Below are 25,845 nucleotides of genomic sequence, written 5' to 3' on the forward strand. Positions count from 1 at the left end.
TCGAATTTAGCTTTTGCCATGGGTGCGTGTCTCGGTAATCGTTTGGAGTTGAAGACGATTGAGTAATGGTGCTCACGAAAGGAATCGAACCTTCGACCTCCTCCTTACCAAGGAGGTGCTCTACCGACTGAGCTACGTGAGCGAGTTTTGCATTATGCCATGCATTTGCGTTCAATGGAGCGGGAGACGGGAATCGAACCCGCACCATCAGCTTGGAAGGCTGAGGTTCTACCGTTGAACTACTCCCGCGCCGGGAACTGCATGCCACAACGTGAAACTGGTGGAGGGAGGTGGATTCGAACCACCGAAGGCGTAAGCCAGCAGATTTACAGTCTGCCCCCGTTGGCCGCTTGGGTATCCCTCCAGCTTTTACTACCGGACCTGTGCACCGCGAGGCGAATTCGGTTCGGGGTGAAGCAGCCCGTGATTTTGTTGTGGAACGCATGCAGTGTCAACAACAATTTTGAGCAATTCTTCACTATCAACGATGCACAGCGTCAGTTGCCACGCACAGCCGATCACACGTTGAAGCGGAAGTGCAGCACATCGCCTTCCTGGACGCGGTATTCCTTGCCTTCCAGACGCAGACGCCCGGCATCGCGGGCACCGGCTTCGCCGCGGTACTTGATGAAGTCGTCAAAGCCGATCGTTTCGGCACGGATAAAGCCCTTTTCGAAATCGGTATGGATCACGGCAGCAGCCTGCGGCGCCGTCGAACCGGCCTTGACCGTCCAGGCGCGCACTTCCTTGACGCCTGCGGTGAAATAGGTCTGCAGGCCCAACAGCGTGTAAGCCGCACGGATGACGCGATTCAAGCCCGGCTCTTCCAAGCCGAGATCGGCAAGGAAGCTGTCGCGATCGGCATCGTCCAGCTGCGACAGCTCTTCTTCGATGGCCGCCGAGACCGGTACCACTTCCGCACCTTCGGCAGCCACATGTGCGCGCACCGCATCCAGGTGCGGATTGTTCTCAAAGCCGTCTTCCAGCACGTTGGCGATGTACAGCACCGGCTTGAGCGTCAGCAGGAACAGATCGCGCACCAGCGCCTTTTCTTCATCGTCCAGACCGGCGGCACGACCCGCCTTGCCGTCTGCCAGCGCAGCCTGCAACTTGGCCAGCACCGGCTTGCGCGCCGCTGCATCCTTGTCGCCGCCTTTTGCGCTGCGTTCGGCACGGTTGAGAGCCTTCTCCACGCTATCCAGATCAGCCAGCGCCAGCTCGGTATCGATGGTTTCGATATCGGCGATCGGGTCGACCTTGTTGTTGACGTGGATGACGTCGTCGTTCTCGAAGCAACGCACCACGTGGGTGATCGCATCGACTTCGCGGATGTGCGCCAGGAACTTGTTGCCCAGACCTTCGCCGCTCGCCGCACCGGCCACCAGGCCGGCGATATCGACGAACTCGACCGCCGTAGGAATCAGCTTTTGCGGCTTGACGATGTCAGCCAGCTGGCTGAGGCGCGGATCGGGCACTGGCACGATGCCGACGTTCGGCTCGATGGTGCAGAACGGGAAGTTGGCCGCAGCGATGCCGGCCTTGGTCAGCGCATTGAACAGGGTCGACTTGCCGACGTTGGGCAGGCCGACGATGCCGCATTTGATACCCATGGGTCACATCCGGGATTTGGGATTTGGGATTCGGGATTGGAGATTCGTCATGCCACATGATTGCGAATCCCCAATCCCCAATCACGCATCCCTGCTTGTATGCAGGCGTTTCATCGCTTCGTTGAAATTGCCTTCCATCGCCAGCGGCAACACATCGATGGCGGCGTCCACCGCAGCACCGATCGCCGCATCGTCCCCGCGCCCTGCCCGCCCCAGCACCCAGGGCACCACGCGGTCCTTGTGACCGGGATGACCGATGCCAACGCGTAGACGGTGAAATTTGCCGTGCCCGAGCAGGCGAATGGTGTCGCGCAAGCCGTTCTGCCCGCCGTGACCGCCGTCGAACTTGAGCCGCGCCGTACCGGGCGCCAGATCCAGTTCGTCATGGGCGACGAGCAGCTGTTCCGGCTCGATCTTCCAGAACCGCAAGGCGGCGGCGATCGACTTGCCGCTGAGATTCATGAAGGTGGCCGGCTTGAGCAGCCAGACCGGCTGCCCGGCGATCTCGACCTTGGCGGTCTCGCCAAATAACTTGCTGTCCAATGCCCAGCGGGCGCCACTGCGCTCGACGAGGGCATCGACGAAACGAAACCCGGCGTTATGCCGGGTTTGCGCGTGTTCCGGACCCGGATTGCCGAGCCCGACGATCAGACGGAGTGCAGACATGCCGGTGACCGCAGCCGATCCCGCGCGCAAGGCAGGGGATCGGCCGACAGATTACTTGGTCTCGGCGCCTTCGCTGCCTTCTTCGCCGGCAGCGTCGTCTTCTTCGATCTGCACGTGCTTGGCAGCAACCACTGCCACGTCGTGCTCCTTGCCCAGCTTCAGCTCCGGAATTTCAACACCGGCCGGCAGCTTGATTTCGGACAGGTGGATCACGTTGCCCACTTCCAGTGCAGCGAGGTCCACTTCGATGAACTCCGGCAGGTCCTTCGGCAGGCAGACCACCTGGACTTCGTTGAGCTCGTGGGTGACGACCACTTCGCTCGACTTGCCGGCCGGCGAAGATGCTTCGTTGGTGAAGTGCAGCGGCACGGCAGCACTGAGCTTCTCGTTGGCGCTGACGCGCTGGAAGTCGATGTGCATGATCAGCTGCTTGAACGGATGGCGCTGCATGTCACGCAGCAGCACCTGCTGCACGTCGCCATTGAGGTTCAGGTCCAGGATGGACGAGTAGAACCACTGGTTCTGCTGGGCGAGCCAGACCTGCTCGTGGTTGAGCTGGATACTGACCGGCTCGAGTTCGCCGCCGTACACGATGGCCGGAATGACGCCAGCGTGACGCAGGCGGCGGCTCGCACCCTTCCCCTCGTCAGCGCGGCGTTCGACCTTGATTTCATGAGTCTTTGCCATTGGATTTCACTACCTAGTTGGAACACCGCCTCGCGGCGATGGAGCGTCTCACCCGCGACCAGGTGAGACGTGTGGCGGCGCCCGGAACTCCGGGCACCGAATGGGGCATCAGTCGACGTAGAGCGAGCTGACCGATTCGCCGAAGGCGATACGGCGGATGGTCTCGGCCAGTAGTTCGGCCACGCTCAACTGACGAATCTTGGCGCAGGTGCGCGCCGCTTCGCTCAGCGGAATCGTGTCGGTGACCACCAGCTCGTCGAGCTGCGAATTGTTGATGTTGTCCACCGCCGGGCCCGACAGCACCGGGTGAGTGATGTAGGCCACGACCTTGAGCGCGCCGCGCTGCTTCAGGGCTGCGGCAGCGGCGCACAAGGTACCGGCGGTGTCGACCAGATCGTCGACCAGCACGCAGGTCTTGCCCTGCACGTCGCCGATGATGTTCATCACGGTGGCGACGTTGGCGCGCGGACGGCGCTTGTCGATGATGGCCAGATCTGCATCATCCAGACGCTTGGCGACGGCGCGCGCGCGCACCACACCGCCCACGTCCGGCGATACCACGATCAGGTTGTCGGTGCCGTAGGCGCGCCAGATATCGGCAAGCAGCAGCGGCGAGGCATAGACGTTGTCCACCGGCACATCGAAGAAGCCCTGGATCTGGTCGGCATGCAAATCGACCGTCAGCACGCGGTCGGCTTCCATCGCGCAGATCATCTTGGCGGCGACTTTGGCGGTGATCGGCACTCGCGAGGAGCGCATGCGACGGTCCTGGCGCGAATAACCGAAATACGGGATCACCGCGGTCACCGACTGGGCGCTGGCGCGCTTGAGCGCGTCGATCAGCACCAGCAGTTCCATCAGGTTTTCGGCACTCGGCGCGCAGGTCGGCTGGATGACGAACACTTCCTGCCGGCGCACGCTCTCTTCGATCTCCACCTGCACTTCGCCATCGGAAAAGCGCGTGACCAACGCCTTGCCCATGCGAACGCCCAGTTCCTTGCAGATGCTCTGGGCAAGCGGCTTGTTGGCATTGCCGGAGAACACCAGCAGATTACGTTGGTCTTGCATGAGATCTCTCGGGCGGCGGCGAAGAGCGTGCGGATTGATGGTGGAGCAGGACAAAGCCGAACCAATGCCGGGCTTTCGTTCGATCCCCGCGCAAGGATGCGCGAGGTGTTGCAGAAGGATCTGCAGTGAAACCTGGTGCAGGCGGACCTGCCTTTCTCGACAAACTGGCAGGGGCGGTAGGATTCGAACCTACGAATGCCAGGATCAAAACCTGGTGCCTTGGGCCTCTTGGCGACGCCCCTGCATCAAACCTGTGTCGCGTCCAGCGCGTCAAGCAACGGCGAGTGCGCTGCACCCTCCACCACCCACGCCCGCAGGCTGCCCGGCAACTGCACCAACGCCTGCTCTGCAGCGGCGCGCGTGGCGAATTCGACGAAGCAACCACTTCCCGACCCGGTCAAACGCGGTGTACCGACCCTGGACAGTGCCTGGAACACGGCCTCGACGGCGGGTTCGCGGCGCCGCAGGACCGGCTCGAACGCATTGTCGAGCAGAGAACCGGAAGCGAAGTCCGCTATTTTCACGGGCGCAGCATCCCGCGTCAATTCCTGTGATCGAAATAACGCTGGCGTCGGCACGTGAACGCCGGGATAGACCAGCAGATAGGACGCCTTCGGGAGGGAAATCGGGGTCAGTTGTTCGCCCACGCCTTCGGCCCAGGCATTGCGGCCGCGCACGAAGACCGGCACGTCTGCGCCGAGCTGCAGGCCCAGCTCGGCCAGCGCATCAGCCGCCAGACGCAGGCCCCATAAGGCATTGAGCGCCACCAGCACGGTTGCCGCGTCCGAGGAGCCGCCCCCGAAGCCGCCGCCGGCGGGGATGCGTTTGTCGACCCGAATCTCCGCGCCCGCCCGGGCGTTGGTTGCCGATTGCAGCAGGCGCGCGGCGCGGACCACCAGGTCATCGTCTTCGGTCACGCCTGGCAAACTCTCGCCGATGCGGCGGATCTGGCCGTCGCGACGCACACGAAGATGAACGGTGTCCCCCCAGTCCAGCAGCCGGAACACGGTCTGCAGCAGGTGGTAGCCGTCGGCGCGGCGCCCGGTGATCTGCAGGAACAAATTCAGCTTGGCCGGCGCAGGCCAAGCCGACCAATCGCTTCCCGGCGCGTCCATCAGGGCGCTACGGTCCATTGGTCGACCAACAGGCGCACCTTTGCTTCGCCGTTGCGGGCTTCGATCCGCTGCGGCAGCTCGGGCTGGCCGGCGCCGGCCGGCGTCCAGGCCAAAAATTCGATCGTCCAGCCGTCCTGCTGCACGGTGCGCGGGCGCCCGTTGGCATCCAGGTCAACGCGTGCGGCACCCGCATCGGCGATGCGCAGCGCGCGCACCCAGTCCGGCATCTGGTTGACCGGGATGGTCCAGCCGGTTGCTTCCAGCAGCACCTGCTCGGCATCGGGGCCACTGCGCGGACCGCCGTCCAGCCCTTCCAGCCGGCCGGCGCCGCTGGTGGTGTCACCGGTGAGCACCCAGCTTTGCCGGGTGACCGGCGCACTGAGTTGCACGCGGTAGCGCGGGCCGTCCTGCTGCCAGTCGATGCGCCCGCTGCCACCATTGCGGTCCTTGCTGATCGCCACCCGACCCTGGAAGGACCAGTTGGGATGCGCCTGCAACCAGGTCTGGCGAGCGGCTTCCGCCTGGCGCGCGCTGTCGGAGACATGATCGACCACTGCCGCCCCACTGCCCTGCCCGCGCGGCACGCTGACGCAGGCCGACAGGCCGACCAGCACCAGCCCGCCCAGGGCCAGCGTTCGAACCACCTTGCTCATAGCCCGAACTTTTCCACGGCGCGCTGCAGCGCACGGTTGTCCGGGTCGAGACGGCGGGCTTCATCGAAGTAGCAACGCGCTTCGTCCTGCTTGCCGCTGACCCACAGCACTTCGCCCACGTGGGCCGCGATTTCCGGATCCTTGACCAGCGCCCAGGCGCGGCGCAGCTGCACCAGCGCTTCCTTGGTGCGGCCCATCCGGTACAGCACCCAGCCATAACTGTCGACAATGGCCGGGTTGTCCGGGTCGGCGGTGCGGGCACGGTCGATCAGCGCCAACGCTTCCTTGTAGCGAGTGGTGCGGTCGGCCAGGGTGTAGCCCAGCGCGTTCAGGGCCGCGACGTTTTCCGGTTCGGTCACCAGTATCTTGCGCAGATCGGCCTCGGCACGCGGGACATCGTCGCGCCGCTCCCAGGCCAGCCCGCGGGCATACAGCAACGCGCTATCGTCCGGGTAGGCGGCCAGGCCACGTTCGAACGCGTCCAGTTCGCCCGGTGCATCGTCGGCCCGCTGATGCAGCTCGGCTTCGAGCACGTAGGCGTCGCGGCGCGCGTCATCGTCGGCGCTGGCGTCGCCCTGCAGGGCGCGGGCTTCGGCAAGCGCTTCGGGCTTGCGGCCCAGCTCGTACAAGGCACTGGCGGCGCGCAGACGTGCCTCGCTGAGTTGTGGACCACCCGGCACGCCGCGATACCACTCCACCGCCTCGTCGTAGCGCTTTAGGAACTCGGCGATCTTGCCCAGCAGCAGACGGCGGTCCGGATCGGGCTTGGTGGCGTTGCTCTTGAGCTCGGCGTACAGCGCCTCCAGCGAGCTGCGGTCTTTCTCCTTGGCCAGCATCGAGGCACGCAAGCCATAGGTCTGGGTGTCCTGCGGCCCGGTCGAAAGCACGCGTGCAGCAGCTTCGGTCTGGCCCATGGCGTCGTAGGCGAAGGCTAGCGCGCCGCGCAACTCGGAGTCCTTGACCGCCTGCGGTTCGATGTTCTTCAGCAGCGCCAGCGCTTCGTCGTTCTTGCCTTCCTGCTGCAACTGGGTGGCGTGCAGCAAGGCCACGCGCGGCTCTTCAGGGAAGCGGCGTACCACCTCGTCGACGATGCGCTTGGCCAGCGCGGGGCGCTCCATGCGCAGCGCGAGCCGGCCGAATTCCTGCCAGGCTTCGATCTGATTCGGGATGGCGCCGGCCTTGACCAGGTCCTCAAGCACGTCGGCGGAGGCTTCCGGCTCGCGGCCGCCGTTGGCCAGGGCAATCAATGCAAAGCGCCAGCCACGCGGGTCGGGTTCCTTGAGCAGGCCGAGCAAATCGCGGCGCGCAGTGCGCAGGTCGTTGCGGCGCAGGGCCAGCGAGGCCTCGGTGCTGCGCATGGACATCGACGAAGGCGCGCGAGCGCGCCACAGCGCCAGCGCTTCGATCGCGCGCGGGTCGTCGTTGGCCAGCATGGCGATGCGGGCGGCGCGCTCGGCCAGCCCGGCATCGCCGGCTTCGGCCTTGGCGGCGTCCAGGTAGGCACGCGCGGCATCGTCCAACTGCCCGGCCTGCAAGGCGAATTCGCCAGCCAGCACGGGTTCCAGCGACGAGGCGCCCGCACTGCTGCTGGGCGGCGCCGGCGGTGCTTTCTTGGGTGCTGCGGTGGCACTGGCGGAGACTGCGACCAGCAGAAGAACACACAGGATGCGAATCGGTACAGGCATCGGGGGCAACCGGGCCGTAAAATGGGGCCCTGAATGGCCGCCAGCTTATCGCAAGCAACTGAACAATGACGTTGTGGGTGCTCGGACTGAATCACCAGACCGCACCTGTGGACCTGCGCGAATGCGCGGCGTTCGCAGGTGATGCGCTGCCGCGCGCCCTCGAATCGTTGCGTGCGCTGCCGCAGGTGAGCGAGGCCGCGCTGCTGTCCACCTGCAATCGTACCGAGTTGTATGCGATGGCCGACGAGGCGCACAGCCTGGTCAACTGGCTGGAAACGCATGCGCCCGGGCTAAGCGGTTATCTGTACCAGCACCAGGAAGCCGAGGCGGTGCGTCACCTGTTCCGCGTCGCCACCGGGCTGGATTCGATGGTGTTGGGCGAGCCGCAGATCCTGGGCCAGGTGAAGGACGCCTGGGCGGTGGCGCGGGCGCACGGCGCGCTGGGCAGCGGGTTGGACCGGCTGTTCCAACAGACCTTTTCGGTCGCCAAGCGCGCGCGGACCGATACCCGTGTCGGCGCCAACCCGGTGTCGGTCGCATCCACGGCGGTGCGGCTGGCGCAGGAATCCTTTGCCCGGCTCAACGAATCGACGGTGTTATTGATCGGTGCCGGCGAAACCATCGAACTGGCTGCCAAGCATCTGAGCGAAGGCCGCGTGCGCCGCCTGCTGATCGCCAACCGCACCCTGGCCCATGCACAGACACTGGCCAGCCAGCACGGCGGTTTCGCCTTGCCGCTGACCGATCTGGAACGCCACCTGGCCGAGGCCGACGTGGTGTTTTCGGCCACCGCGGCGCGCGAGCCGCTGGTGACCCGCGCACAGGTGGAACAGGCGTTGCGCGCACGCAAGCGCAAACCGATGCTGCTGTTCGACCTGGCGGTGCCGCGTGATATCGAGGCCTCGGTGGGCGAGTTGAGCGACGCCTACCTGTACACGGTGGACGACCTGGAACGCGCGGTCGAAGACAACCGCCGCGGACGCCGCGAAGCCGCCGACCAGGCCGAAGCCATCATCGACCTGCAAGTGGCGCGCTATGTCGAAACACTGCAGGCCACTGCGCGCCAGGCACCGCTCAAGCGGCTGCGCGCGTTTGGCGATCGCACCCGCGACGAACTGCTGGCCAAGGCACGCCAGCAGTTGCACAACGGCAAACCGGCCGACGAAGTGCTGGAACAGTTGGCGCATGCGCTGACCAACCGCTTGCTGCATCCGCCCACGGCCGCACTGCGCGATGCGGCGCTCAACAACGACCTGGAATTGACCACTGCGGCCGACCGGCTGTTTCCGGAAAAGCCAGGTTACCAACATCCCCCCATAGCTACCCCGATCGTGAGGACCGATGACGCCGACCCTGCGCCGTAAGCTCGAAGCGCTGGCCGAGCGCCGCGAAGAACTGCAGCACCTGCTCTCCGACCCCGATGTGGTGGGCAACAACGACAAGTTCCGTACGCTCTCGCGCGAACTGTCGCAACTGGAGCCGATCGCGGTGGCGCTGGAACAGGAGGCGCGCGCCAAGGCCGACCTAGCCACGGCCGAAGCCCTGCGCAACGACCCGGAGATGCGCGAGCTGGCCGAAGAGGAAATCGCCGCTGCACAGGCGCGCCTGGAACAACTGGATGCACAACTGGCTTCGCTGCTGGTACCGCGCGACCCGCGCGACGACGGCAACCTGTTCCTGGAAGTGCGCGCCGGCACTGGCGGTGACGAAGCGGCGATCTTTGCCGGCGACCTGTTCCGCATGTACGCACGCTACGCCGAGCGCCAGGGCTGGAAGGTGGAAATCGAATCCGACAGCCCCGGCGAGCACGGCGGCTACAAGGAAGTGGTGGCGCGGGTGGTCGGGCGCGGTGCGTATTCGCGCCTGAAGTTCGAATCCGGCACCCATCGCGTGCAACGCGTACCGGCAACCGAATCGCAGGGCCGCATCCATACCTCGGCCGCCACGGTGGCGATCATTCCCGAAGCCGACGACGTGGAAGAGATCACGATCAATCCGGCCGATCTGAAGGTGGATACCTTTCGCTCGTCCGGTGCGGGCGGCCAGCACGTCAACAAGACCGAATCGGCGATCCGCATTACCCACGTACCCAGCGGGGTGGTGGTGGAATGCCAGACCGAGCGCAGCCAGCATGCCAATCGCGACAAGGCGATGAAGCGGTTGAAGGCGCAGTTGCTGGACACCGAACGCAGCAAGGCGGCAGCGGCCGAAGCGCAGACGCGCAAGTTGCAGGTGGGCAGCGGCGACCGCAGCCAGCGCATCCGTACCTACAGTTTTCCGCAGGGTCGCATCACCGACCATCGCGTCGAAGGGCTGACCCTGTACGACCTGCCCAACATCATCGAAGGCGATCTGGATGCATTGATCGCACGGCTGCTGCATGAGCATCAGGCCGACGAACTGGCACGGTTGAGCGACAGCCCGTAAGTGCGCAAGTGCCGCGCGAGCTGCTGCAGCTGCGCGAGCAAGTACGACGCCAGCCGGGGGATTTCGTCGCCTGGTTGATGCTGGCCGATGCCGAGCTGGGCATGGGCGTCACCGCTGCCGGCGAAACAGCCGTGCAGCGCGCGCTGGCGCTGCATCCGGGCCATCCGGAAGCGGTCGCGCGGCTGGGCCGAGTGCGCTGGGCGCAACAGCGCCATGCTGAAGCCGCCACGCTGCTCCAGCAGGCCTCTGACCTGGTACCGCAGCATCCGGGGATTGCCCTGTGGCTTGGACACGCGCTCGAAGATGCAGGCCAACCGGAACAGGCCGCGGCCGCCTATACGCGCGCCCATCGGCTACTGCCCGACGAGCCCTCCATCACCGCGCAACTGCTCAACTGGCGACGCCGCTTGTGCGATTGGCGCGAGCTGGAATCGCTGGCTGCGCAAGTGCGCACTGCGGTGACGCAAGGTCAGGCAGCAGTGGAGCCTTTCGCGTTCCTCAGCAAGGACGCCAGCGCTGCGGAGCAACTGGCGTGCGCCCGTACCCGTGCGCAGGTCATTGCCTCCTCCGTGCGCCCGCTGCCAGTGGCAGCGGTACGCAGCCGCGGCGCGCTGCAACTTGGATTCGTGTCCAACGGCTTTGGTGCGCACCCGACGGGCTTGCTGACGGTGGCCTTGTTCGAAGCGTTGCAGCGACGCCAACCGGACCTGCAGGTGCAGCTGTTTGCAACCACCCCGGACGATGGCAGCGAGATTCGTGCGCGCCTGGCGCAGGCAACGCGCATGCACGATGTCACTGCGCTGGGGCATCTGGCCACTGCGCACCATATCCGCGACCAGGGCATCGATCTGTTGTTCGATCTGCGTGGCTGGGGCGGTGGCGGACGACCGGAAGTCTTCGCATTGCGGCCGGCACCGGTACAGCTCAACTGGCTGGCGTATCCGGGCACCTCGGGCGCGCCGTGGATGGATTATGTGCTTGGCGATGCCGTTGCGCTGCCGACGTCGCTGGAGCCGTTCTACAGCGAACAGGTGCTGCGCCTACCGCGCGCCTTCCAGCCATCGGACACCTCGCGCACGGTGGCCGAACCGCCATCGCGCGTGCAGTGCGGGCTGCCGGAGCATGCGGTGGTGCTGTGCTGCTTCAACAACAGTTACAAGCTCAATCCACGCAGCATGGCACGCATGCTGGCAGTGTTGCGCGCGGTGCCCGGCAGCGTGCTGTGGCTGCTGTCTGGCCCGGGCCAGGCCGACGCGCGATTGCGCGCAGCAGCGCAGGCACAAGGCGTGGATGCGCAGCGTTTGGTCTTCATGCCAAAACTGCCGCATCCGCAGTATCTGGCGCGCTATCGACATGCGGATCTGTTTTTGGATACGCACCCGTACAACGCGCACACCACCGCCTCCGATGCGTTATGGGCAGGTTGCCCCGTGTTGACCACACCTGGCCAGACGTTTGCCGCGCGTGTGGCCGGCAGCCTGAATCATCAGCTCGGGCTGGATGACATGAATGTGGTCGATGACACTGCGTTTGTGGCCAAGGTGATCGAGCTGGCGAGCGATGCAGAGGCATTGCGTGGCGTGCGCGCGCGGTTGGCGGAGCAACGCCTGCGCAGCGGCCTTTTCGATATGGACGGGTTTGCGGATGATCTGGCTGCGTTGTTGCGCGATGTTGCTCAGCGCAGTGGATGGCTGGGGCTTTAGAGCGCTGCCAGCTGTAGCGAGCAGTCGCTAATCGGGCATGCGGTGCGCCGAAGCTGGAGTGTACGAGGAGTGATAGGTGCCGTCTCCGAACATCGGCCGCACCATCTGGCGCCCCCAGTCGTTTTGCTAGCCGCCTCTGGGCTCGGTCGTTGGATGCAGCAAGCACGTGTTGCGTGAGATGAGTGGTGGGAGGCGCCGCCACGCGCTGCGAACAAGCATCGATGCTGTAGTGCCGTCTCCCGTCGGGACATTGCCCACCTTCATGCGGGGGAGAAGGCGGCGCGTAGCGCCGGATGAGGGTGCGGCAACTGCAACACTCCTGGCAGCCGTACCCTCACTCCACCCGGACTCCCGCAGGGAGAGGGGCCAAGAGCGACGCGTCGGTCGATGCCCGGTAGTCACGCGCTCTGCGCAACTTCACACCATGACGCTGTACCCGGCCGTCCACGCTCGCTAGGCTGCACGCATGCCTTCCATTCCCGAATTCATTCCCCTGCGCCTGTGCGTGCTGACCGTGTCCGACAGCCGCACCCTGGCCGACGACCGCTCCGGCGATTACCTGGCCGATGCCCTCACCCATGAAGGCCACATCCTGCACGAACGTGCACTATGCCCGGACGACCGTTACCGCATGCGTGCGATCGTGTCGGGCTGGATTGCCGATGCGCAGGTGGATGGGATCCTGATCACCGGTGGCACCGGCTTTACGGGTCGCGACAGCACCCCGGAAGCGATCACCCCGTTGCTGGACAAGGTCATGCCTGGCTTCGGCGAGATGTTCCGCGCGATCAGCGTGGAAGAAATCGGCACCTCCTCGCTGCAGTCGCGCGCGTTTGCCGGGCTGGCCAATCACAGCTTCGTGTTCTGCCTGCCCGGCTCCACCTCGGCCTGCCGCACGGCCTGGGGAAAAATCGTGCGCGCGCAGCTGGATGCGCGCACCAAGCCCTGCAATCTGGCGACATTGCGTCCACGCCTAGGCGAATAGCCTGCGCGCTTTCCACCGTTGCTGGAACGCGCATGTCGCAGCTGAAACGCAAGGCTTACAAAAAGTTGCTGGCGCCAATGCAATTGGAGCTGGTGGACATGGCGCGCTGGTTGCGCCACACCAACCAGCGCGCCCTGGTGCTGGTGGAAGGGCGCGACACCGCCGGCAAGGGCGGCGTGATCCAGGCCATCGCCAGCCACCTCAACCCACGCCAGTGTCGCGTGGTGGCGCTGCCCAAACCCAACGACCGCGAAAGCACGCAGTGGTATTTCCAGCGCTATGTCACGCACCTGCCGGCGGCCGGGGAATTGGTGCTGATGGACCGCAGCTGGTACAACCGCGCCGGTGTCGAGAAGGTGATGGGCTATTGCACCGACGCGCAATACGACCTGTTTCTGGAGCAGGCGCCACGCTTCGAACAGATGCTGGTCGACGACGGTATCCTGTTGTTCAAGTACTGGTTGTGCGTGGACCAGGCCGAGCAGGAAAAGCGCTTTGCCGAACGCCGCGAAGACCCGCTCAAGGGCTGGAAGCTGTCGCCGGTGGATCTGCAATCACGCACCAGGTACGACGACTACACCGCCGCGCGCGAACGCATGCTGGAGGCGACGCATACGCCCGATGCACCGTGGACGCTGGTGGATTTCAACGACCAGAAACGTGGCCGCCTGAGCCTGATCCGCGATCTGCTGGACCGGCTACCGGACACCGCGGTGCCCGATGCGTTGGTGCAGCTGCCGCCATTGCCCGGCAAGCTGCACAAGGAACGCTACGGCGTGCTGGAACCGATCGACGATTACGCCGCCCAGTCCTGAGAGACTTCGTCGCTGGCCGCCGTGGCACGCGGTAGCGGGTGCAGGCCGGCCTGACGTTCGGCCTGCTCGGCCTGCAGCACCAGTTGGCTCAGGCGCTGACTGAACAATTGCATCAAACCGCGGTGCAGCGGACGCATCGCTTCCATGTAGTCCACATCGTCGGCCTGCGCCCCGAGCGGGCTGCAGGACGACAGCAGCACTTCGTCCAGGCGCAACGCGCTATCGGGCAGGCGCACCAGCGCGGCACGGCGCAGCCAGTCGCGCATGCCTTCGCGGTATTCGGCGGCCAGGATGTAGGCCACTTCGACCTGGTCCAGGTCCACATCCGGGTTCCATGCCAGCACCTGGATCACCTGCGAGCGCTCGTCCAGCATGCGCCCTTCGGCGACCAGTGCATGCAGTTGCTGCAGCAGACGCCATTGCACGCCAGCGGCTTCGCGCTGGCCGGTCGGCATGGCCTCGATGGCCAATGCCAGACGCCGTGCGAACAACGCCGGCACCTCGGACAGCACGATCGGGCCGGCATCGGCGCCCAGCAGAAAACGTTCGGTGCGCAGCGCGGCGGTGTCGGGCAGATAGCCGTCCTGCAGCGGGCGCATCACACCGTGGTCGAGCAGCGACAGCACCACATCCAGCCAGTAGCGGCGTTCCTGCTGCAGCGTGCGGTTGGCGGCGGCCTTGTGCCAGGCCTGGCGTGCATCGTCCAGGCGCACGATGCAGGACTGCGCATCCAGCCCGTCCCACGGCGCGCGGTTGGCGTCGTTGGGGTCGAAAGTTTCCGCACTGAGCATGCCGCCGCCGAAGCGGTGCCAGGCTGCGCCACGCTGGGCGCCGGCCGGGTCCGGCCTGGCCGCGTCAACCGGAGTTGCGGTGGCCGGGCGCAGGAGTGCGGCGTAGGCATCGGCCCACGAATCGGGCAGGCGCGCCGACAGCGGGTAGCTTGCCGAGGGCTGACCCAGCCCCTGGCGTGCCAGACGCAGGCTCCAGATCACCGCGCCGACGATGATGCCGCCGAAGATCCACGCCAGCAGCCAGCTGGCTGACGCCTGTTCGGGCTGCAGCACACGGGTTTGCGGGTGCAGAAACAACAACCAGCCGCTGCCCAGCAGAACACCGAGATACAGCCACGGCGCCAGCTGCGCCATCTGGCGGTTGCGGCGATGCGCGGGCAGGTCGTGCCCGTCGTTGCGGTCTTGAGATGGAGCGGCCATTACATTCCCCGTGCACGCCTGATCGCGTTGACAAGGTTATCGGCGAGGCAACCCAACTCTGTTGCCCCGCTTCAGTGGCGCACGCTCAGCCAGTTAAAAAGTCTTCAGTCGGCGGAACAGCGCAGGCCGTGCGCGTGACCGCCGCGACCGTGGCGGCCGGCGGGCCCTGCCATAGCCAGGCTTCCAAGGCGTCCAACGACGCCGCGCGACCGGCGGCGACCACTTCCACGCTGCCGTCGGCCTGGTTGCGGGCATGCCCGACCAGGCCGAGTGCGGCCGCGCGTTGACGGGTGGCCGCGCGGTACCCCACGGCCTGCACCACCCCGCTCACCACAAAACGCGCCGCCTGCATCAGCCCGCCTTGCCGGTGATGCCGACGGCCGCTTCGATATCGCGTGCGGTCACCGGGCCGAGGAATTGCTTGGCAACCTCGCCGTCCGGGCCGATGAGGTAGGTCATCGGCAGGACGCGCGGGGTGGCGAAGTCCTGTGGCGGCTGGTATGGGTCAAGGATCGCGATCGGGTACGACACCGGGTGGTCCTTCAAGAACGCCTGCATGTCCGCGCCGGTGATGTCTTCGTAGGCCAGACCGACCACCTCCACGGTATCGCGCATGGTGTGCAGCGCCGACAGTTCGGGCATTTCCTTCAGGCACGGCGCGCACCAGGTGGCCCAGACATTCACCACCACCCATTTGCCGCGGTGCGCGGCCAGATCGTAGGTCGCGCCGGTCACGGTCGGCAGCGAGAGCTTGTGCATCTGGGCGGTCTGCTGCACCACCGAGCTGTTGGGCGGTGCAGCCGGGTCGGCGGGCGTGGCTGGCGCCGTCGGCGCCTGGGGCGTGGCGGCGGGCGCAGCACCGTTGCCGGCAGCGGGAGTGCCCTCTCTGGCGGGCTTGCAAGCGGTCAGCACCAGCAGTGGCAACAGCAGCGCACAGGCGCTGCGGACAAGACGCACGGTCATGGAGGATCTCCGGGAAGATGGATGTAAAGGTCGCCGACCGGCTGCGCCAGCACGCTGCGCAAGGGTTGGCGCAGCTGTTCCAGCGCCGCGGCGGCGGCGTGGCCGTAGGCATCGTCGCGGCAGGGCAATGGGCGATCTTCGATCGGCACGCGCAGCTGGCAATTTTCGTAGAGTTCGGCCAGCGGCACCACATCCAGATCGCGCGCCAGCAGCCACTGCCCGCGCTCATCGCGACGCAGCAGGCGGATGCGCTTGAGTTCGCACAGCAGTTCCTGCATCAGCGTGTCGGTGAGCATCGGCTCCAGCGTCAGGATACGGTCTTCGTCCAGGCCATCGCCATGCATGCGCGCCTGGCGAAACCGGCCGAGCAGACGCAGCAGGCCGTAAATCTCGAAGCCCGGCGGCAGCCGCATGGCCTCGGGCTGGTACCGGAAGGCGGACATCGACGAGGCCAGCGAGGCGCCCAGCAGCACCGACACCCAACTCAGGTAGATCCATAACAGCAGGATCGGCAGTGCCGACAGCGCGCCGTAGATGCGTTGGTAGGTCTGGAAATTACCCAGGTAAAAGCCGAACCCCCATTTGACGATTTCCATCAGGATCACCGCCAGCAGCGCGCCCGGCAGCGCATGCCGCAGCCGCACCAAGTGCTGCGGCACCACGCGGTAGATCAGCACGATGCAGACGAACTCCACCGCCATCGGCGCCAAGCGCCAGGCGAATTCGGCCAGCCACTGGCCCTCGGTGGTGCGGAACAGCGGCAGCGCGAACACGTAGGCGGCCATCGCCATGGAGGCAGCGGCCAGCATCGTGCCCAGGGTCAGCACCGTCCAGTAGATCAGGAAGCGCGTCACCTTGGGGCGCGCGGCAGCGACCCGCCAGATGCTGTTGAAGGTCTGTTCGATGCTGTGCAGGGTGATCAGCAGCGAGGCCACCAGCGCGACCATACCGGCCACGGTGAACTTGCCCAGGTCTTCCAGCGAGCGGTTGAGATAGTTCTGCACCGAGCGTGCGGCGCCGGGTACGAAGTTGTTGAAGATGAAGTCGGTCAGCGCGTCCTTCCACTCGTTGAAGGCCGGAAACGCCGACAGCACGCCAAACACCACGATGGCCAGTGGCACCAGCGCGAACACGGTGGTGTACGCCAACGAGGCGGCGGCCTGGAACAGCCGGTCGTCGAGGAAGCGGCGCCACAGAAAGCGCCCGAAACTCACCGTCCGCGCGCGGTCGCGCAGACGTTCTTTCCATTGGTGGAGTGTGTTCACACGCGACATCGCGCAAGAGTACCCGATGCGCCGTCATCGCGGCCTTGCCGCAGCTGCGGCGTTCAGCAGGCCGGCCGCTTGGCCGATACTGTGGCAACTCACACAGGCGGCAACGACACGATGGCGGAGATTCTGGTGCTGTATTACAGCCGGGGCGGTTCGGTGGCGCGGCTGGCGCGGCAGATTGCACGCGGCATCGGCGAAGTGCCGGGCATGAACGCGCGGCTGCGCACCGTCCCACCGGTGGCTGCGGTCACCCAGACCAGCGCCCCGCCGGTCCCGGACGAAGGCGCGCCTTATGTAGACCGTACCGATCTGGCCGAGTGCAGCGGCCTGCTGCTGGGCAGCCCCACCCGCTTCGGCAACATGGCCGCACCGATGAAGCATTTCCTCGACAGCCTGGGCGCCGAATGGGCCAGTGGCACCCTGGCCGGCAAACCGGCCGGCGTGTTCACCTCCACCGCCTCGATGCATGGCGGACAGGAATCCACCCTGCTGTCGATGCACCTGCCGCTGCTGCATCACGGTTGCCTGATCGTGGGGATTCCGTTTACCGAAGCGGCACTCAGCCACACCACCAGTGGCGGCACGCCCTATGGCGCCAGCCACGTCTCCGGCGCTGGCGGCGACCCGCAGCCGAGCGAAGACGAAGCGCTGCTGGCGCGTGCGCTGGGCCGCCGGGTGGCCGATATCGCGCGGCGGCTGGCCAACCCGTGAGCGCGCGCGCGGTGCATTGGCTACTGAGCGCCGCGTTGCTGGCGCTGGCGGCGTTGCTTGCGGTGTGGTTTCACGACGACCCGCGCCCACTGGCCGCGCTCATCGTGTTCGTGCTGCCGGCTGCGCTGACCGGTGTGCTGGCCGTGCGCAGCGCGCGTGCACGGTTCTGGGCCGGCGTGTTCGCGCTGGGCTGGTTCAGCCACGGCGTCATGGCCGCCTGGAGCCAACCGCAGGCACGTGGAATGGCGTGGCTGGAACTGCTGCTCGCCCTGTCAGTCGTGGGCCTGGTCGGCGGCCCCGGCATGGCGGCGCGCTTGAGCAAGAAGCGCCCGCCACGTTGATCGGCGAGTCGAACAAACCGCGTGCGCAGCTGCGCGATGCAGATGGGCATGCGGCCGGTTGAGGTGGTCAGCCGCAGGCGCCCGGAGCAGCCACTCGACCAACGTCGATTGTCGTCAGGCAGACGCGGCCGGTGCGCAGGGTGGCATGCACACGCCTCCACTCCAGCCCCTGCGCGCCGTCCACGCCACCTGACGAAGACTTACGGCGTTTCGGTTGCCGCTGTCAGTTCCCGACCAGCGTGGTCACGCTCTGCGGATCGACATACAACGAGGTCTTGCCGTTGACCACGCTGTAGTTGCCGCCGAACCCCACATTGAGCGTGCTTGAGGTAGTGTATTGGGCGAATTGCGCGGCAGCGCCGGACGGTAGCGTCAGATCCAGCCGCTGATGGCCGGTGCCGGTGTTGACCGCCACCAACACCAGCTTGTCCTCCGGTGTGCGGTAGACGATGACGGAGACATCGGAATACGGGTGCTCGGTGGCGCCGATGCGCACCGAGCCAGGCCGCACGAAGCGTGCGAATTGCGCCATCGCGTAGCCGCGCTTGCTCACTGCGCCGTTTTCGCTGATCAACCCATAGCTGCGCCGGATGTACCACCAGATGTAGGCATTGAAATTGGCCACCATGCTGGCGTGCAACTCACTGGCCACACCCAATGCCGACGGCCACGCGTTGCCATCGGTGTTGTCGGTGTAATGCTCGGTCATCCACGCCTGCTTGCCCTTGCTGCGCGCCAAGGCATAGTCGCGCGGCTTTGCGCCTTACAGATGGCCTGCCACGATGGAGGTGGCCTGATTGGCAGTGGCGTTGTTGAGGACCGGGTCGGTGATGGAGAAGTTGAACCCCACCGACTCGCCGACGCGGTACGTGGGCGGGGATGCGCGCAGCGTGCACAACGATCGCTGCGCCTCGAACGTGCAGTCACCCTTCCTCGTATCGGCGTACGACTGCGCCAAGGCATCTCAATCGGATGCAGCGCCGCCACACCTTAGGCAACCAAGCGCAAGTCTCGACCACTCTCGTTTATTGCGATCGCTACCTTACTGCCAGCCTCCTGCCCGGGCGGTATCATGGCGGCCCGCGCGCGGCCTGCCCCGCGTTCGCCCTACAGGATCCGCAGCAATGGAAGACCTCCTGATCGTCACCACCGGTGGCACGATCGACAAGATCTACTTCGACGATAAATCGGACTACCAGATCGGCGACCCGCAGATCGGTCAGATTCTGAAAGAACTGGGCGTGACGTTTCGTTTTTCGGTGATTCCGATCATCCGCAAGGATTCGCTGCACATCACCGATGCCGACCGCGAACTGATCCGCGCCACCATCGCCGCCCAGCCCACCCGCCACGTGCTGATGACCCACGGCACCGATTCGATGGTGGACACCGGCAAGGTGCTGCAGACGATCGCCGACAAGACCATCGTGATGACCGGTGCGTTGAATCCGGCGCGCTTTCGCGGCTCGGATGCCGAATTCAATATCGGTTGCGCCGTCGGTGCAGTGCAATCGCTACCGGCAGGCGTGTATATCGCCATGAACGGCCGCATCTGGAATCCGCAAAAGGTGCGCAAGAACGTGGCCGCCAACCGCTTCGAATCGGTCTGAGTGCATGAGCAAGGCCACCCGCACCACCAAGGCACTGGACGCGGCCGACGTGGGTTACGTATTGCATCCTTACGACTACCAGGCCGATGCCGATGCGAAGGGATTGCAAGCGGCACATGCGTTGGGCCTGCAGCCGCATACCGTGTTGAAGACGCTGATGGCATGGGTCGACGACAAGGCGGTGTGCGTGGTGATTCCATGCGACCGCCGGATGTCGTTGAAGAAACTGGCCAGCGCCTACGGCGGCAAGTCGGCACGCATGATGGACGTGGCCGATGCCGAACGGCGCACCGGTTACAAGGTCGGCGGTATCCGCTCGGGCAGCAACGGCAGGCGCCGGTGCTGGTCGAAATGACGGCGTTGGACGCACCGGCGCTGTGGATCAACGCCGGCCAGCGTGGGCTGCTGCTGGAATTGCCCGGCACCCAGCTGGTGCATGCGCTCGCCGCACGCGCTTGCGCGCTGTGCGAGTGAGTGCGTCAACGCGATGCCGCGCGTGTCAACTGGCATGCGCGTTACGGGTTTGGGACTCCACTCGCCCGATGCCTCTCGGTGGATCGCCCGCGTCATGTCGATCTTCCACCGATGTCTTCCGCACTGCACGCATGCGCCACTGTGGCACCATGCCACGTCTTTCGGCACGGCAGCAGCACCACGTCGGAATCACTCAATACGCTGCAGTGAGGCTCACTCCGGAAAAGCCCAGCGTTGCCTTCAGGCGCACGTAATAGACGCCCGCAGCCGGCGCGGCCAGCGTGCAACTGTCGCCATTGCCCGGCAACATGCTGCGGCAGCTGTACGCGGTGTCGGTCGGTAACGCTCCAGCCCGTAACGAAAGGTCGGCATTGCCGCTGCCACCGGCGAGCGCGACTTTGAGCGAACGTGTGCCGGCCGGCACATTGACCTGGTAATACAGCGAATCGGAGAGCGCTGCGCTCAGCCCGGTGCGTGCCACATTCCTGGCCAAGATGGTCGACTCGATCACCGCCGCCACCGCGCCATCGGCATTCACCAGCCCTGCCCCGCACCCCTGCGTGCAAGCGACCGGCATGGGCCGTGCGCTGGCCTTGAGCAGGGCTTTCACCGCTGCCGGCGTCAGCGGATTCAAGGCCACCGACTGCATCAGCGCCACCACGCCAGCCACGTGCGGCGCCGCCATCGAGGTGCCGCTATACACCGCATATGCCGCGTTGCCCGGTGCCGTGGTCCCGGTATTGAGCGTGGACACGATCGATTGCCCGGGCGCGGCGATATCCACGCCCTTACCAAAGTTGGAGAAGCTGGCCTTGGCGCCGGCCGAGGTGGTGGCCGCCACGGCGATGACGTTGGCGCAATTGGCCGGCACACTGGTGGAGACGTCCAGATTGCTGTTGCCGGCGGCCACGACCACTGCACTGCCGCGCGTGACGGCTGCGGCGATGGCGTTGTTCAACGTCGCCGAGCAGGTGCCCGCACCGCCCAACGACAGATTGATCACCGTGGCCGGATTCGGGTTGGCCGGCACGCCGTCGACCTTGCCGCCGGACGCCCACACGATCGCATCGGCGATATCGGACATGTAGCCGCCGCAGCGGCCCAACACCCGCAACGGCAGGATCTTGGCGTTGAACGCGGTACCGACCACGCCCACCGCGTTGTTGCCTACCGCCGCCACGATGCCGGCCACATGCGTGCCATGCCAACTGGAATTGGATGCCGACGCCCCAGGCCCGCATTCGTTGGCTGCGGCCCAGTCGCCTTGGTCGGCGGCGTTCGCATCGCGCGCAGTGCCATCACGCGCCGTGGCCGGATCAACGATGAAGTCGTAGCCGGGCAGCACGTTGGCTGCCAGGTCCGGATGATTGGTGATGCCGGTGTCGATCACCGCCACCACGATGCCCTTGCCGGTGGAACGGTCCCAGGCCGGACGGATGTTGAGGCTGGCGGCGGTCGCGCCCATCGCCCACTGCTGCGGCACGCCCGGGTCGTTGGGAACCAGCAGTGGCCGCATCAGAATGTCCACTTCCACGCGTTTGACCGCCGGGTCGGCGGCCAGGCGCCGCATCAGGCTTTCCGAATCCACGCGGTCCAGCTTGCGGTCGGCTACCAGCAACATCGGCCCGCCACTGAGCCGGCGCGTGGCCGACAGGCCCAGCGCCTTCCCGCGCACTTGCGGCACGGCACGCGCAATGTCGCCCCATGGCGCAGACAACCCGGTCGCCCGGCTGCTGCCGACGCTGTTCTTGTAGCTGACGATGAAGCGCTGATGGGTGCCGCTGGAATTCAATCCTTGCAGACTGACTTCGCCAGCGGCGGCATGAAACGTGCATGACAACGCACAGACGAATGCAACGCGGCGCAGTGCGCCCACTGAGTGATACGGCATGACGTCATCCCTCCCCAAGGATCTGGCAACCCGGTCGGCAATGCGCTAACGCCACTGCGCTGCGCTTGCCCGATGCGCGTGCATGCAGATGGTGCATGCCTCACGTGGGGTGGCTATCGGCGTGCCAGCGGGCGCGCTGAAGCGGCCATGCGGTGCTGGCGCGTGCTTCATTCAGCCATCGCTGGCGGCCCCGCCTGACGGTGCGGCAATTGCCGTTGCCCGAACGCACACTGCCCCGCGCAAAGCGGGGCAGTGCAGGTTTCAAACCACCGACACGGGCGTCGGGAAAGGCCCGACGCACCGCCGGCATCGCGGTCGTCGGCGCAGGTTTATCGGGTCTGGCTGACCGCCGGCCGCGTTGACGATGCCCGCGCCGCAGCCGCCCGAGCAGGCGCCCGGCAGCGGACGTGCGGTGTTCTCAGCAGCGTCTCTACCGCCGCAGGCGTCAGCGGACGGCTGGCGACCGACTGCACCAGCGCCACCACGCCGGCCACGTGCGGGGCCGCCATCGAGGTGCCGTTATAGCTGGCGTAGCTGGCCGAACCCGGCGTGGTGGTGCCGCTGTTCAAGGTCGACAGGATTGCCGAACCCGGCGCGGAGATATCGATGCCGGTGCCGTAGTTGGAGAAGCTCGAACGCGCGCCGGCCGAGGTGATCGATGCCACCGAAATCACGTTGGCGCAGTTGGCCGGAGTGAAGTTGGCCACGTTGGCATTGCTGTTGCCGGCCGCCACCACCATCACGGTGGTGCCGCGCGACACCGCGCTGTTGATCGCGTTCTGGTCACTGCTCGAACAGCTGCCGCTGCCGCCCAGCGACATGTTGATCACTTCGGCCGGGTTGGCATTGGCCGGCACGCCGGAGACGCTGCCGCCCGACGCCCACACGATCGCATCGACGATGTCGGAGGTCGCGCCACCGCATGCACCCAGCGCACGGATCGGCACGATGCGCGCATTGAACGCGGTGCCGGCCACGCCGGTGCTGTTGTTGGTGACTGCCGCGATGGTACCGGCCACATGGGTGCCGTGCCAGCTGGAATTGGAAGCCGACGTACCGCTGCCGCACTGGCCGGCCGTGGTCCAGTCGCCCTGGTCGGCCGGATTGCTGTCACGGCCGTTGTTGTCGCGTGCACGCGTGGCATCACTGATGAAGTCGTAACCCGGCAGCACGTTGGCGTTGAGGTCCGGATGGCTGGTAATGCCGGTATCGACCACGGCCACCACCACGCCGGTGCCGGTGGCGGTGGCCCAGGCCGGGCGCACGTTGATGCTGGAGGAAGAGGTACCGAACCCCCACTGTTCGGACAGGCGCGTGTCGTTCGGGGTCAGCACCGGGTACATGATCTGGTCGACTTCCACATAGTCCACGCTGGGGTCGGCGGCGATGCGGCGCATCAGCGTTTCGGCGTCGGCGCGGTCCAGGCCCCGGTCGGTCTTGAGCACTTCCGAACCCAGCGCGGTGCGGCGTACGTGGTTCAGGCCCAGCGCACGGCAAGCGCGTGCCGGCATCGCACCGGCCACGGAATTGAACGATGCGCGCATCGAGGTCGGGCTGACCGCCGCATTGGAACCGTCTTTGTACTTGACGATGAAGCGGTCCAGGGTCGGCTGCGAATCCAACCCGGACAGATTGACCTGACCGGCAAACGCCGGCACGGCCAGCAGCGAGGTCAGCGCGGAAACACCCAGGACTACCAGCGCGCGCGTAGGCGCACGACGTTGCGACACATTGGACATCGATCGTTCCTTATTAGAAGAGGTGCCGCAGCTGCGGCGAGAGTGCCGGCCCTATGCCGCACGCTGCGGTTCGGAGCCGGAAACTGCACGGGCGCCAGGCCCGTCGGAGCGAGTGACCGGTGTCCATTCCGGGCCAGCGGCAACACGTCGCCTGCGCCTGCCGAAACGGCAGACCTGGGCGAGGTATCGCTGATGGGGTTTTGAAGCGAAGAAGGCGCGTTCCCTGGCGGTCATGCCAGGGAACGCGTGCAGCGATCCAGCGTTTAGTAGCTGGCGGTCAGGGCGACGCCGGAGAACGTGCTGTAAGCCTTGATCCGCACGTAATAGGTTCCCGACGGCGAGGTGATGTTGCAGGTTTCGGCATTGCCATCGAGATACGGACGGCAGGCGTAGACGGTGTCGGTGGGCGCACTGCCGGCCCGCACGTACAGGTCTGCATCGCCGCTGCCGCCGCTGGTGGTGACCGTCAGCGTGCCGCTGCCGGCCGGCACCGTGATGGTGTAGTTCAACTCCGCGCCCGTGGCCGCGCCGAGGCCGGTCACCGGCGTGCCGTTGGTCAACGTGTTGCCGGTTCCGCCACCACCACCGCCACTGCTGCCGGCGATGGCCGCGGTCACTGCCGCATCGGCATCGACGATGCCCGCACCGCAACCGCCCGAACAGGCGCACCCGGCAAGGCGCGCGCAGTGTTCTTCAGCAGTGTTTCCACTGCGGCAGGCGTCAACGTGGTGGGCGCAACCGACTGCACCAGGGCCACAACGCCGGCCACATGGGGCGCCGCCATCGAGGTGCCGTTGTAGGAAGCGTAGCTGGCGTTGCCCGGCGTGGTGGTACCGCTGTTGAGCGTGGACAGGATGCCCGACCCGGGCGCAGAAACATCGATCCCGCTACCGTAGTTGGAATAGCTGGCCTTGGCGCCGGCCGAGGTCGTGGCCGCCACTGCGATCACGTTGGCGCAGTTGGCCGGCAACGAACCGGACACGTTGGCGGCACTGTTGCCGGCCGCCACCACCACCGTGGTACCGCGTGAGACTGCGCCGTTGATAGCGCTCTGCACCGTGGACGAACAGGTGCCACCGCCGCCCAGCGACATATTGATGACTTCGGCCGCGTTGGGATTGGCCGGCACACCGCTCACGGTGCCACCGGAGGCCCAGATGATGGCATCGGCAATGTCAGACAGCGAACCACCGCAACGGCCCAGCACGCGGACCGGCACCACCTTGGCGTTGAACGCGGTGCCGGCCACGCCGGTGGAGGTGTTGGTCACCGCCGCCACCGTGCCGGCGACATGAGTCCCGTGCCAGCTGGAATTGGACGTGGCGCATCCACTGGTCGAGTTCCAGTCGCCTTCGTCGGCAGGATTGTTGTCGCGCCCATTGCCGTCGCGCGCGGCGGTGGCATCGCTGATGAAGTCGTAGCCGGGCAGGATGTTGGCGTCGAGGTCGGGATGGCTGACGATGCCGGTGTCGATCACCGCAACCACGACGTTGGCACTGGTGGACTTGTCCCAGGCCGGGCGGATGTTGAGCCCGGCGTTGGTGGTGCCAAAGGCCCACTGCTCGGACAGGCGGCTGTCGTTGGGGGTCAGCGTGGGGTACAGCATCTGGTCCACTTCCACGCTTTGCACGTTGGGGTCGGCGGCCAGCTGGCGCATCAGGGTTTCGGCTTCGGCGCGATCCAGCGCGCGGTCGGCCTGAACCAGCTCCGGTCCCACTGCTAGCCGACGCACACTGTTCAGACCCAACGGCTTGCCGGCCTTGGCCGGCAGCGCACGTGCAGCGGTGCGCAACGAGGTCGTCAACACACTGGGGCTGCTCAGGGCGCTGCTGCCGTCCTTGTGGGTCACGATGAACTTCTGGTGGGTCTGCGCTGTAGCTAGGCCACCCAGGTAGACATCGCCGGCGAACGCCGGCGTTGCCAAGCAGCAGCGAGGTCAGTGCCGAAGTACCCAGGATGCAGAGCGCTCGGTGGCGCGGACGAAACGACGCGTTAGACATCGAATTCCCTTCCAGTCAAGAGAACCGCCGAAGCGGTAGTTCCGAAACCGTCGCGATGGCGACTGGCCCAGTGCCCCGGACCGCCGCCTTGTTATCGATCCGTTTAGCGAACCTATCCAAGAGAAACCGAGATGGAAAATGCGGAGTCGGTAATTTTCGAAATTAAAATGTCATTGCGTGATTTGAATCACGCGTGACCCATGCGACGTCCCCCCGATTT

20 protein-coding genes, 4 tRNA genes and 4 pseudogenes are annotated in these 25,845 nt (G+C 66.0%); 9 read left to right on the top strand and 19 right to left on the bottom strand.

Features of this window, described 5'->3' with window-relative positions; genetic code table 11:
• Positions 1 to 66: 66 nt before the first annotated feature.
• The 11 genes from XAXN_RS17420 to XAXN_RS17470 form a co-directional block, all read right to left on the bottom strand.
• Positions 67 to 142, bottom strand: a tRNA-Thr gene (locus tag XAXN_RS17420).
• A 33-nt stretch (positions 143 to 175) separates the two neighbouring features.
• Positions 176 to 249 (bottom strand) — tRNA-Gly (locus XAXN_RS17425).
• A gap of 29 nt (positions 250 to 278) precedes the next feature.
• Positions 279 to 364, bottom strand: a tRNA-Tyr gene (locus XAXN_RS17430).
• Positions 365 to 518: 154 nt separating this feature from the next.
• A complete protein-coding gene (ychF, locus tag XAXN_RS17435) occupies positions 519 to 1,610 on the bottom strand; it encodes a redox-regulated ATPase YchF (RefSeq protein WP_054320482.1) in 1,092 nt (363 codons plus the stop codon).
• Positions 1,611 to 1,691: 81 nt separating this feature from the next.
• Entirely contained in the window at positions 1,692 to 2,276 is a 585-nt protein-coding gene (gene pth / locus XAXN_RS17440; protein ID WP_054320483.1) for an aminoacyl-tRNA hydrolase, read from the bottom strand.
• Positions 2,277 to 2,327: 51 nt separating this feature from the next.
• Positions 2,328 to 2,963 (bottom strand): 50S ribosomal protein L25/general stress protein Ctc, encoded by a 636-nt coding sequence (locus XAXN_RS17445; RefSeq protein WP_054320484.1) that lies wholly within the window; start codon positions 2,961 to 2,963, stop codon positions 2,328 to 2,330.
• A 108-nt stretch (positions 2,964 to 3,071) separates the two neighbouring features.
• Positions 3,072 to 4,031, bottom strand: a complete 960-nt coding sequence (locus tag XAXN_RS17450) for a ribose-phosphate diphosphokinase (RefSeq protein WP_003486761.1) — start codon at positions 4,029 to 4,031, stop codon at positions 3,072 to 3,074.
• A 165-nt stretch (positions 4,032 to 4,196) separates the two neighbouring features.
• Positions 4,197 to 4,273: transfer RNA gene (locus XAXN_RS17455), tRNA-Gln, on the bottom strand.
• A 3-nt stretch (positions 4,274 to 4,276) separates the two neighbouring features.
• A complete protein-coding gene (ispE, locus tag XAXN_RS17460; protein ID WP_054320485.1) occupies positions 4,277 to 5,164 on the bottom strand; it encodes a 4-(cytidine 5'-diphospho)-2-C-methyl-D-erythritol kinase in 888 nt (295 codons plus the stop codon).
• A complete protein-coding gene (gene lolB, locus XAXN_RS17465; RefSeq protein WP_054320486.1) occupies positions 5,146 to 5,799 on the bottom strand; it encodes a lipoprotein insertase outer membrane protein LolB in 654 nt (217 codons plus the stop codon). The genes ispE and lolB overlap by 19 nt, the downstream gene beginning before the upstream one ends.
• On the bottom strand, positions 5,796 to 7,484 hold the full coding sequence (locus XAXN_RS17470) for a tetratricopeptide repeat protein (RefSeq protein ID WP_054320487.1): 1,689 nt from the start codon (positions 7,482 to 7,484) through the stop codon (positions 5,796 to 5,798). Before XAXN_RS17470 ends, lolB begins: the two co-directional genes overlap by 4 nt.
• Positions 7,485 to 7,549: 65 nt before the next feature.
• Here XAXN_RS17470 and hemA point away from each other — a divergent pair, with 65 nt between their 5' ends.
• The 5 genes from hemA (at position 7,550) to ppk2 (ending at position 13,414) form a co-directional block, all read left to right on the top strand.
• A complete protein-coding gene (gene hemA, locus XAXN_RS17475; RefSeq protein WP_054320488.1) occupies positions 7,550 to 8,848 on the top strand; it encodes a glutamyl-tRNA reductase in 1,299 nt (432 codons plus the stop codon).
• A complete protein-coding gene (gene prfA, locus XAXN_RS17480; RefSeq protein WP_054320489.1) occupies positions 8,826 to 9,911 on the top strand; it encodes a peptide chain release factor 1 in 1,086 nt (361 codons plus the stop codon). Before hemA ends, prfA begins: the two co-directional genes overlap by 23 nt.
• A gap of 8 nt (positions 9,912 to 9,919) precedes the next feature.
• A complete protein-coding gene (locus tag XAXN_RS17485) occupies positions 9,920 to 11,614 on the top strand; it encodes an O-linked N-acetylglucosamine transferase, SPINDLY family protein (RefSeq protein ID WP_054320490.1) in 1,695 nt (564 codons plus the stop codon).
• A 466-nt stretch (positions 11,615 to 12,080) separates the two neighbouring features.
• Positions 12,081 to 12,599 (top strand): molybdenum cofactor biosynthesis protein B, encoded by a 519-nt coding sequence (gene moaB / locus XAXN_RS17490; RefSeq protein WP_042823898.1) that lies wholly within the window; start codon positions 12,081 to 12,083, stop codon positions 12,597 to 12,599.
• Positions 12,600 to 12,631: 32 nt separating this feature from the next.
• Positions 12,632 to 13,414, top strand: coding sequence for a polyphosphate kinase 2 (ppk2, locus tag XAXN_RS17495; RefSeq protein ID WP_054320491.1), 783 nt, complete (start codon positions 12,632 to 12,634; stop codon positions 13,412 to 13,414).
• Here the strand turns inward: ppk2 and XAXN_RS17500 are convergent.
• The 4 genes from XAXN_RS17500 to XAXN_RS17515 all read right to left on the bottom strand — a co-directional run bounded on the left by XAXN_RS17500 (position 13,396) and on the right by XAXN_RS17515 (position 16,862).
• Positions 13,396 to 14,625, bottom strand: coding sequence for a hypothetical protein (locus XAXN_RS17500; RefSeq protein ID WP_054320492.1), 1,230 nt, complete (start codon positions 14,623 to 14,625; stop codon positions 13,396 to 13,398). The two genes, ppk2 and XAXN_RS17500, sit on opposite strands and share 19 nt — an antisense overlap.
• Positions 14,626 to 14,710: 85 nt before the next feature.
• Positions 14,711 to 14,977: an acylphosphatase gene (locus tag XAXN_RS17505; RefSeq protein ID WP_054320493.1), complete on the bottom strand. Its 267-nt coding sequence runs from the start codon at positions 14,975 to 14,977 to the stop codon at positions 14,711 to 14,713.
• Positions 14,977 to 15,588: a TlpA family protein disulfide reductase gene (locus tag XAXN_RS17510; protein ID WP_054320494.1), complete on the bottom strand. Its 612-nt coding sequence runs from the start codon at positions 15,586 to 15,588 to the stop codon at positions 14,977 to 14,979. Before XAXN_RS17510 ends, XAXN_RS17505 begins: the two co-directional genes overlap by 1 nt.
• Complete coding sequence (locus XAXN_RS17515; RefSeq protein WP_054320495.1) at positions 15,585 to 16,862, bottom strand: YihY family inner membrane protein; 1,278 nt, start codon at positions 16,860 to 16,862, stop codon at positions 15,585 to 15,587. The genes XAXN_RS17510 and XAXN_RS17515 overlap by 4 nt, the downstream gene beginning before the upstream one ends.
• 111 nt (positions 16,863 to 16,973) lie before the next feature.
• Between XAXN_RS17515 and wrbA the strand changes: the two genes are divergently transcribed.
• Positions 16,974 to 17,570 carry an NAD(P)H:quinone oxidoreductase gene (wrbA, locus tag XAXN_RS17520; protein WP_042824915.1) on the top strand — a complete coding sequence of 199 codons (597 nt, stop codon included), beginning with the start codon at positions 16,974 to 16,976 and terminating at the stop codon, positions 17,568 to 17,570.
• Positions 17,567 to 17,911 carry a DUF2069 domain-containing protein gene (locus XAXN_RS17525; RefSeq protein ID WP_054320496.1) on the top strand — a complete coding sequence of 115 codons (345 nt, stop codon included), beginning with the start codon at positions 17,567 to 17,569 and terminating at the stop codon, positions 17,909 to 17,911. The genes wrbA and XAXN_RS17525 overlap by 4 nt, the downstream gene beginning before the upstream one ends.
• Positions 17,912 to 18,134: 223 nt before the next feature.
• Here the strand turns inward: XAXN_RS17525 and XAXN_RS17530 are convergent.
• Positions 18,135 to 18,773 (bottom strand): annotated as a pseudogene (locus XAXN_RS17530) (glycoside hydrolase family 30 beta sandwich domain-containing protein); the annotation flags it as partial.
• Positions 18,774 to 19,035: 262 nt separating this feature from the next.
• On the opposite strand from XAXN_RS17530, the gene XAXN_RS17535 reads away from it, so the two are divergent.
• Both XAXN_RS17535 and ybaK read left to right on the top strand, forming a co-directional pair.
• Positions 19,036 to 19,521: an asparaginase domain-containing protein gene (locus XAXN_RS17535; protein WP_054320497.1), complete on the top strand. Its 486-nt coding sequence runs from the start codon at positions 19,036 to 19,038 to the stop codon at positions 19,519 to 19,521.
• Positions 19,522 to 19,525: 4 nt separating this feature from the next.
• A pseudogene (gene ybaK, locus XAXN_RS17540) lies at positions 19,526 to 19,995 on the top strand (Cys-tRNA(Pro) deacylase).
• Positions 19,996 to 20,188: 193 nt separating this feature from the next.
• On the opposite strand, the gene XAXN_RS17545 reads toward ybaK, so the two are convergent.
• From XAXN_RS17545 to XAXN_RS17555, 3 genes and pseudogenes are all read right to left on the bottom strand, one after another.
• A complete protein-coding gene (locus XAXN_RS17545; protein WP_054320498.1) occupies positions 20,189 to 21,886 on the bottom strand; it encodes a S8 family peptidase in 1,698 nt (565 codons plus the stop codon).
• Positions 21,887 to 22,234: 348 nt separating this feature from the next.
• Positions 22,235 to 23,625, bottom strand: a pseudogene (locus tag XAXN_RS22575) (S8 family peptidase); the annotation flags it as partial.
• Positions 23,626 to 23,888: 263 nt separating this feature from the next.
• Positions 23,889 to 25,625, bottom strand: a pseudogene (locus XAXN_RS17555) (S8 family peptidase).
• Positions 25,626 to 25,845: the final 220 nt, after the last annotated feature.

Source organism: Xanthomonas axonopodis (genome assembly GCF_001304695.1).
Lineage (GTDB): Bacteria > Pseudomonadota > Gammaproteobacteria > Xanthomonadales > Xanthomonadaceae > Xanthomonas > Xanthomonas axonopodis.

What these genes read in the sequence shown, in the direction of transcription:
- ispE (WP_054320485.1), bottom strand. Translation starts at nt 5,164, where the DNA reads ATGGACCGTAGCGCCCTGATGGACGCGCCGGGAAGCGATTGGTCGGCT.
- XAXN_RS17515 (WP_054320495.1), bottom strand. Translation starts at nt 16,862, where the DNA reads ATGTCGCGTGTGAACACACTCCACCAATGGAAAGAACGTCTGCGCGAC.
- XAXN_RS17470 (WP_054320487.1), bottom strand. Translation starts at nt 7,484, where the DNA reads ATGCCTGTACCGATTCGCATCCTGTGTGTTCTTCTGCTGGTCGCAGTC.
- moaB (WP_042823898.1), top strand. Translation starts at nt 12,081, where the DNA reads ATGCCTTCCATTCCCGAATTCATTCCCCTGCGCCTGTGCGTGCTGACC.
- prfA (WP_054320489.1), top strand. Translation starts at nt 8,826, where the DNA reads ATGACGCCGACCCTGCGCCGTAAGCTCGAAGCGCTGGCCGAGCGCCGC.
- ppk2 (WP_054320491.1), top strand. Translation starts at nt 12,632, where the DNA reads ATGTCGCAGCTGAAACGCAAGGCTTACAAAAAGTTGCTGGCGCCAATG.
- lolB (WP_054320486.1), bottom strand. Translation starts at nt 5,799, where the DNA reads ATGAGCAAGGTGGTTCGAACGCTGGCCCTGGGCGGGCTGGTGCTGGTC.
- XAXN_RS17450 (WP_003486761.1), bottom strand. Translation starts at nt 4,031, where the DNA reads ATGCAAGACCAACGTAATCTGCTGGTGTTCTCCGGCAATGCCAACAAG.
- XAXN_RS17505 (WP_054320493.1), bottom strand. Translation starts at nt 14,977, where the DNA reads ATGCAGGCGGCGCGTTTTGTGGTGAGCGGGGTGGTGCAGGCCGTGGGG.
- XAXN_RS17445 (WP_054320484.1), bottom strand. Translation starts at nt 2,963, where the DNA reads ATGGCAAAGACTCATGAAATCAAGGTCGAACGCCGCGCTGACGAGGGG.
- XAXN_RS17545 (WP_054320498.1), bottom strand. Translation starts at nt 21,886, where the DNA reads ATGCCGTATCACTCAGTGGGCGCACTGCGCCGCGTTGCATTCGTCTGT.
- wrbA (WP_042824915.1), top strand. Translation starts at nt 16,974, where the DNA reads ATGGCGGAGATTCTGGTGCTGTATTACAGCCGGGGCGGTTCGGTGGCG.
- XAXN_RS17500 (WP_054320492.1), bottom strand. Translation starts at nt 14,625, where the DNA reads ATGGCCGCTCCATCTCAAGACCGCAACGACGGGCACGACCTGCCCGCG.
- ychF (WP_054320482.1), bottom strand. Translation starts at nt 1,610, where the DNA reads ATGGGTATCAAATGCGGCATCGTCGGCCTGCCCAACGTCGGCAAGTCG.
- hemA (WP_054320488.1), top strand. Translation starts at nt 7,550, where the DNA reads ATGACGTTGTGGGTGCTCGGACTGAATCACCAGACCGCACCTGTGGAC.
- pth (WP_054320483.1), bottom strand. Translation starts at nt 2,276, where the DNA reads ATGTCTGCACTCCGTCTGATCGTCGGGCTCGGCAATCCGGGTCCGGAA.
- XAXN_RS17535 (WP_054320497.1), top strand. Translation starts at nt 19,036, where the DNA reads ATGGAAGACCTCCTGATCGTCACCACCGGTGGCACGATCGACAAGATC.
- XAXN_RS17510 (WP_054320494.1), bottom strand. Translation starts at nt 15,588, where the DNA reads ATGACCGTGCGTCTTGTCCGCAGCGCCTGTGCGCTGCTGTTGCCACTG.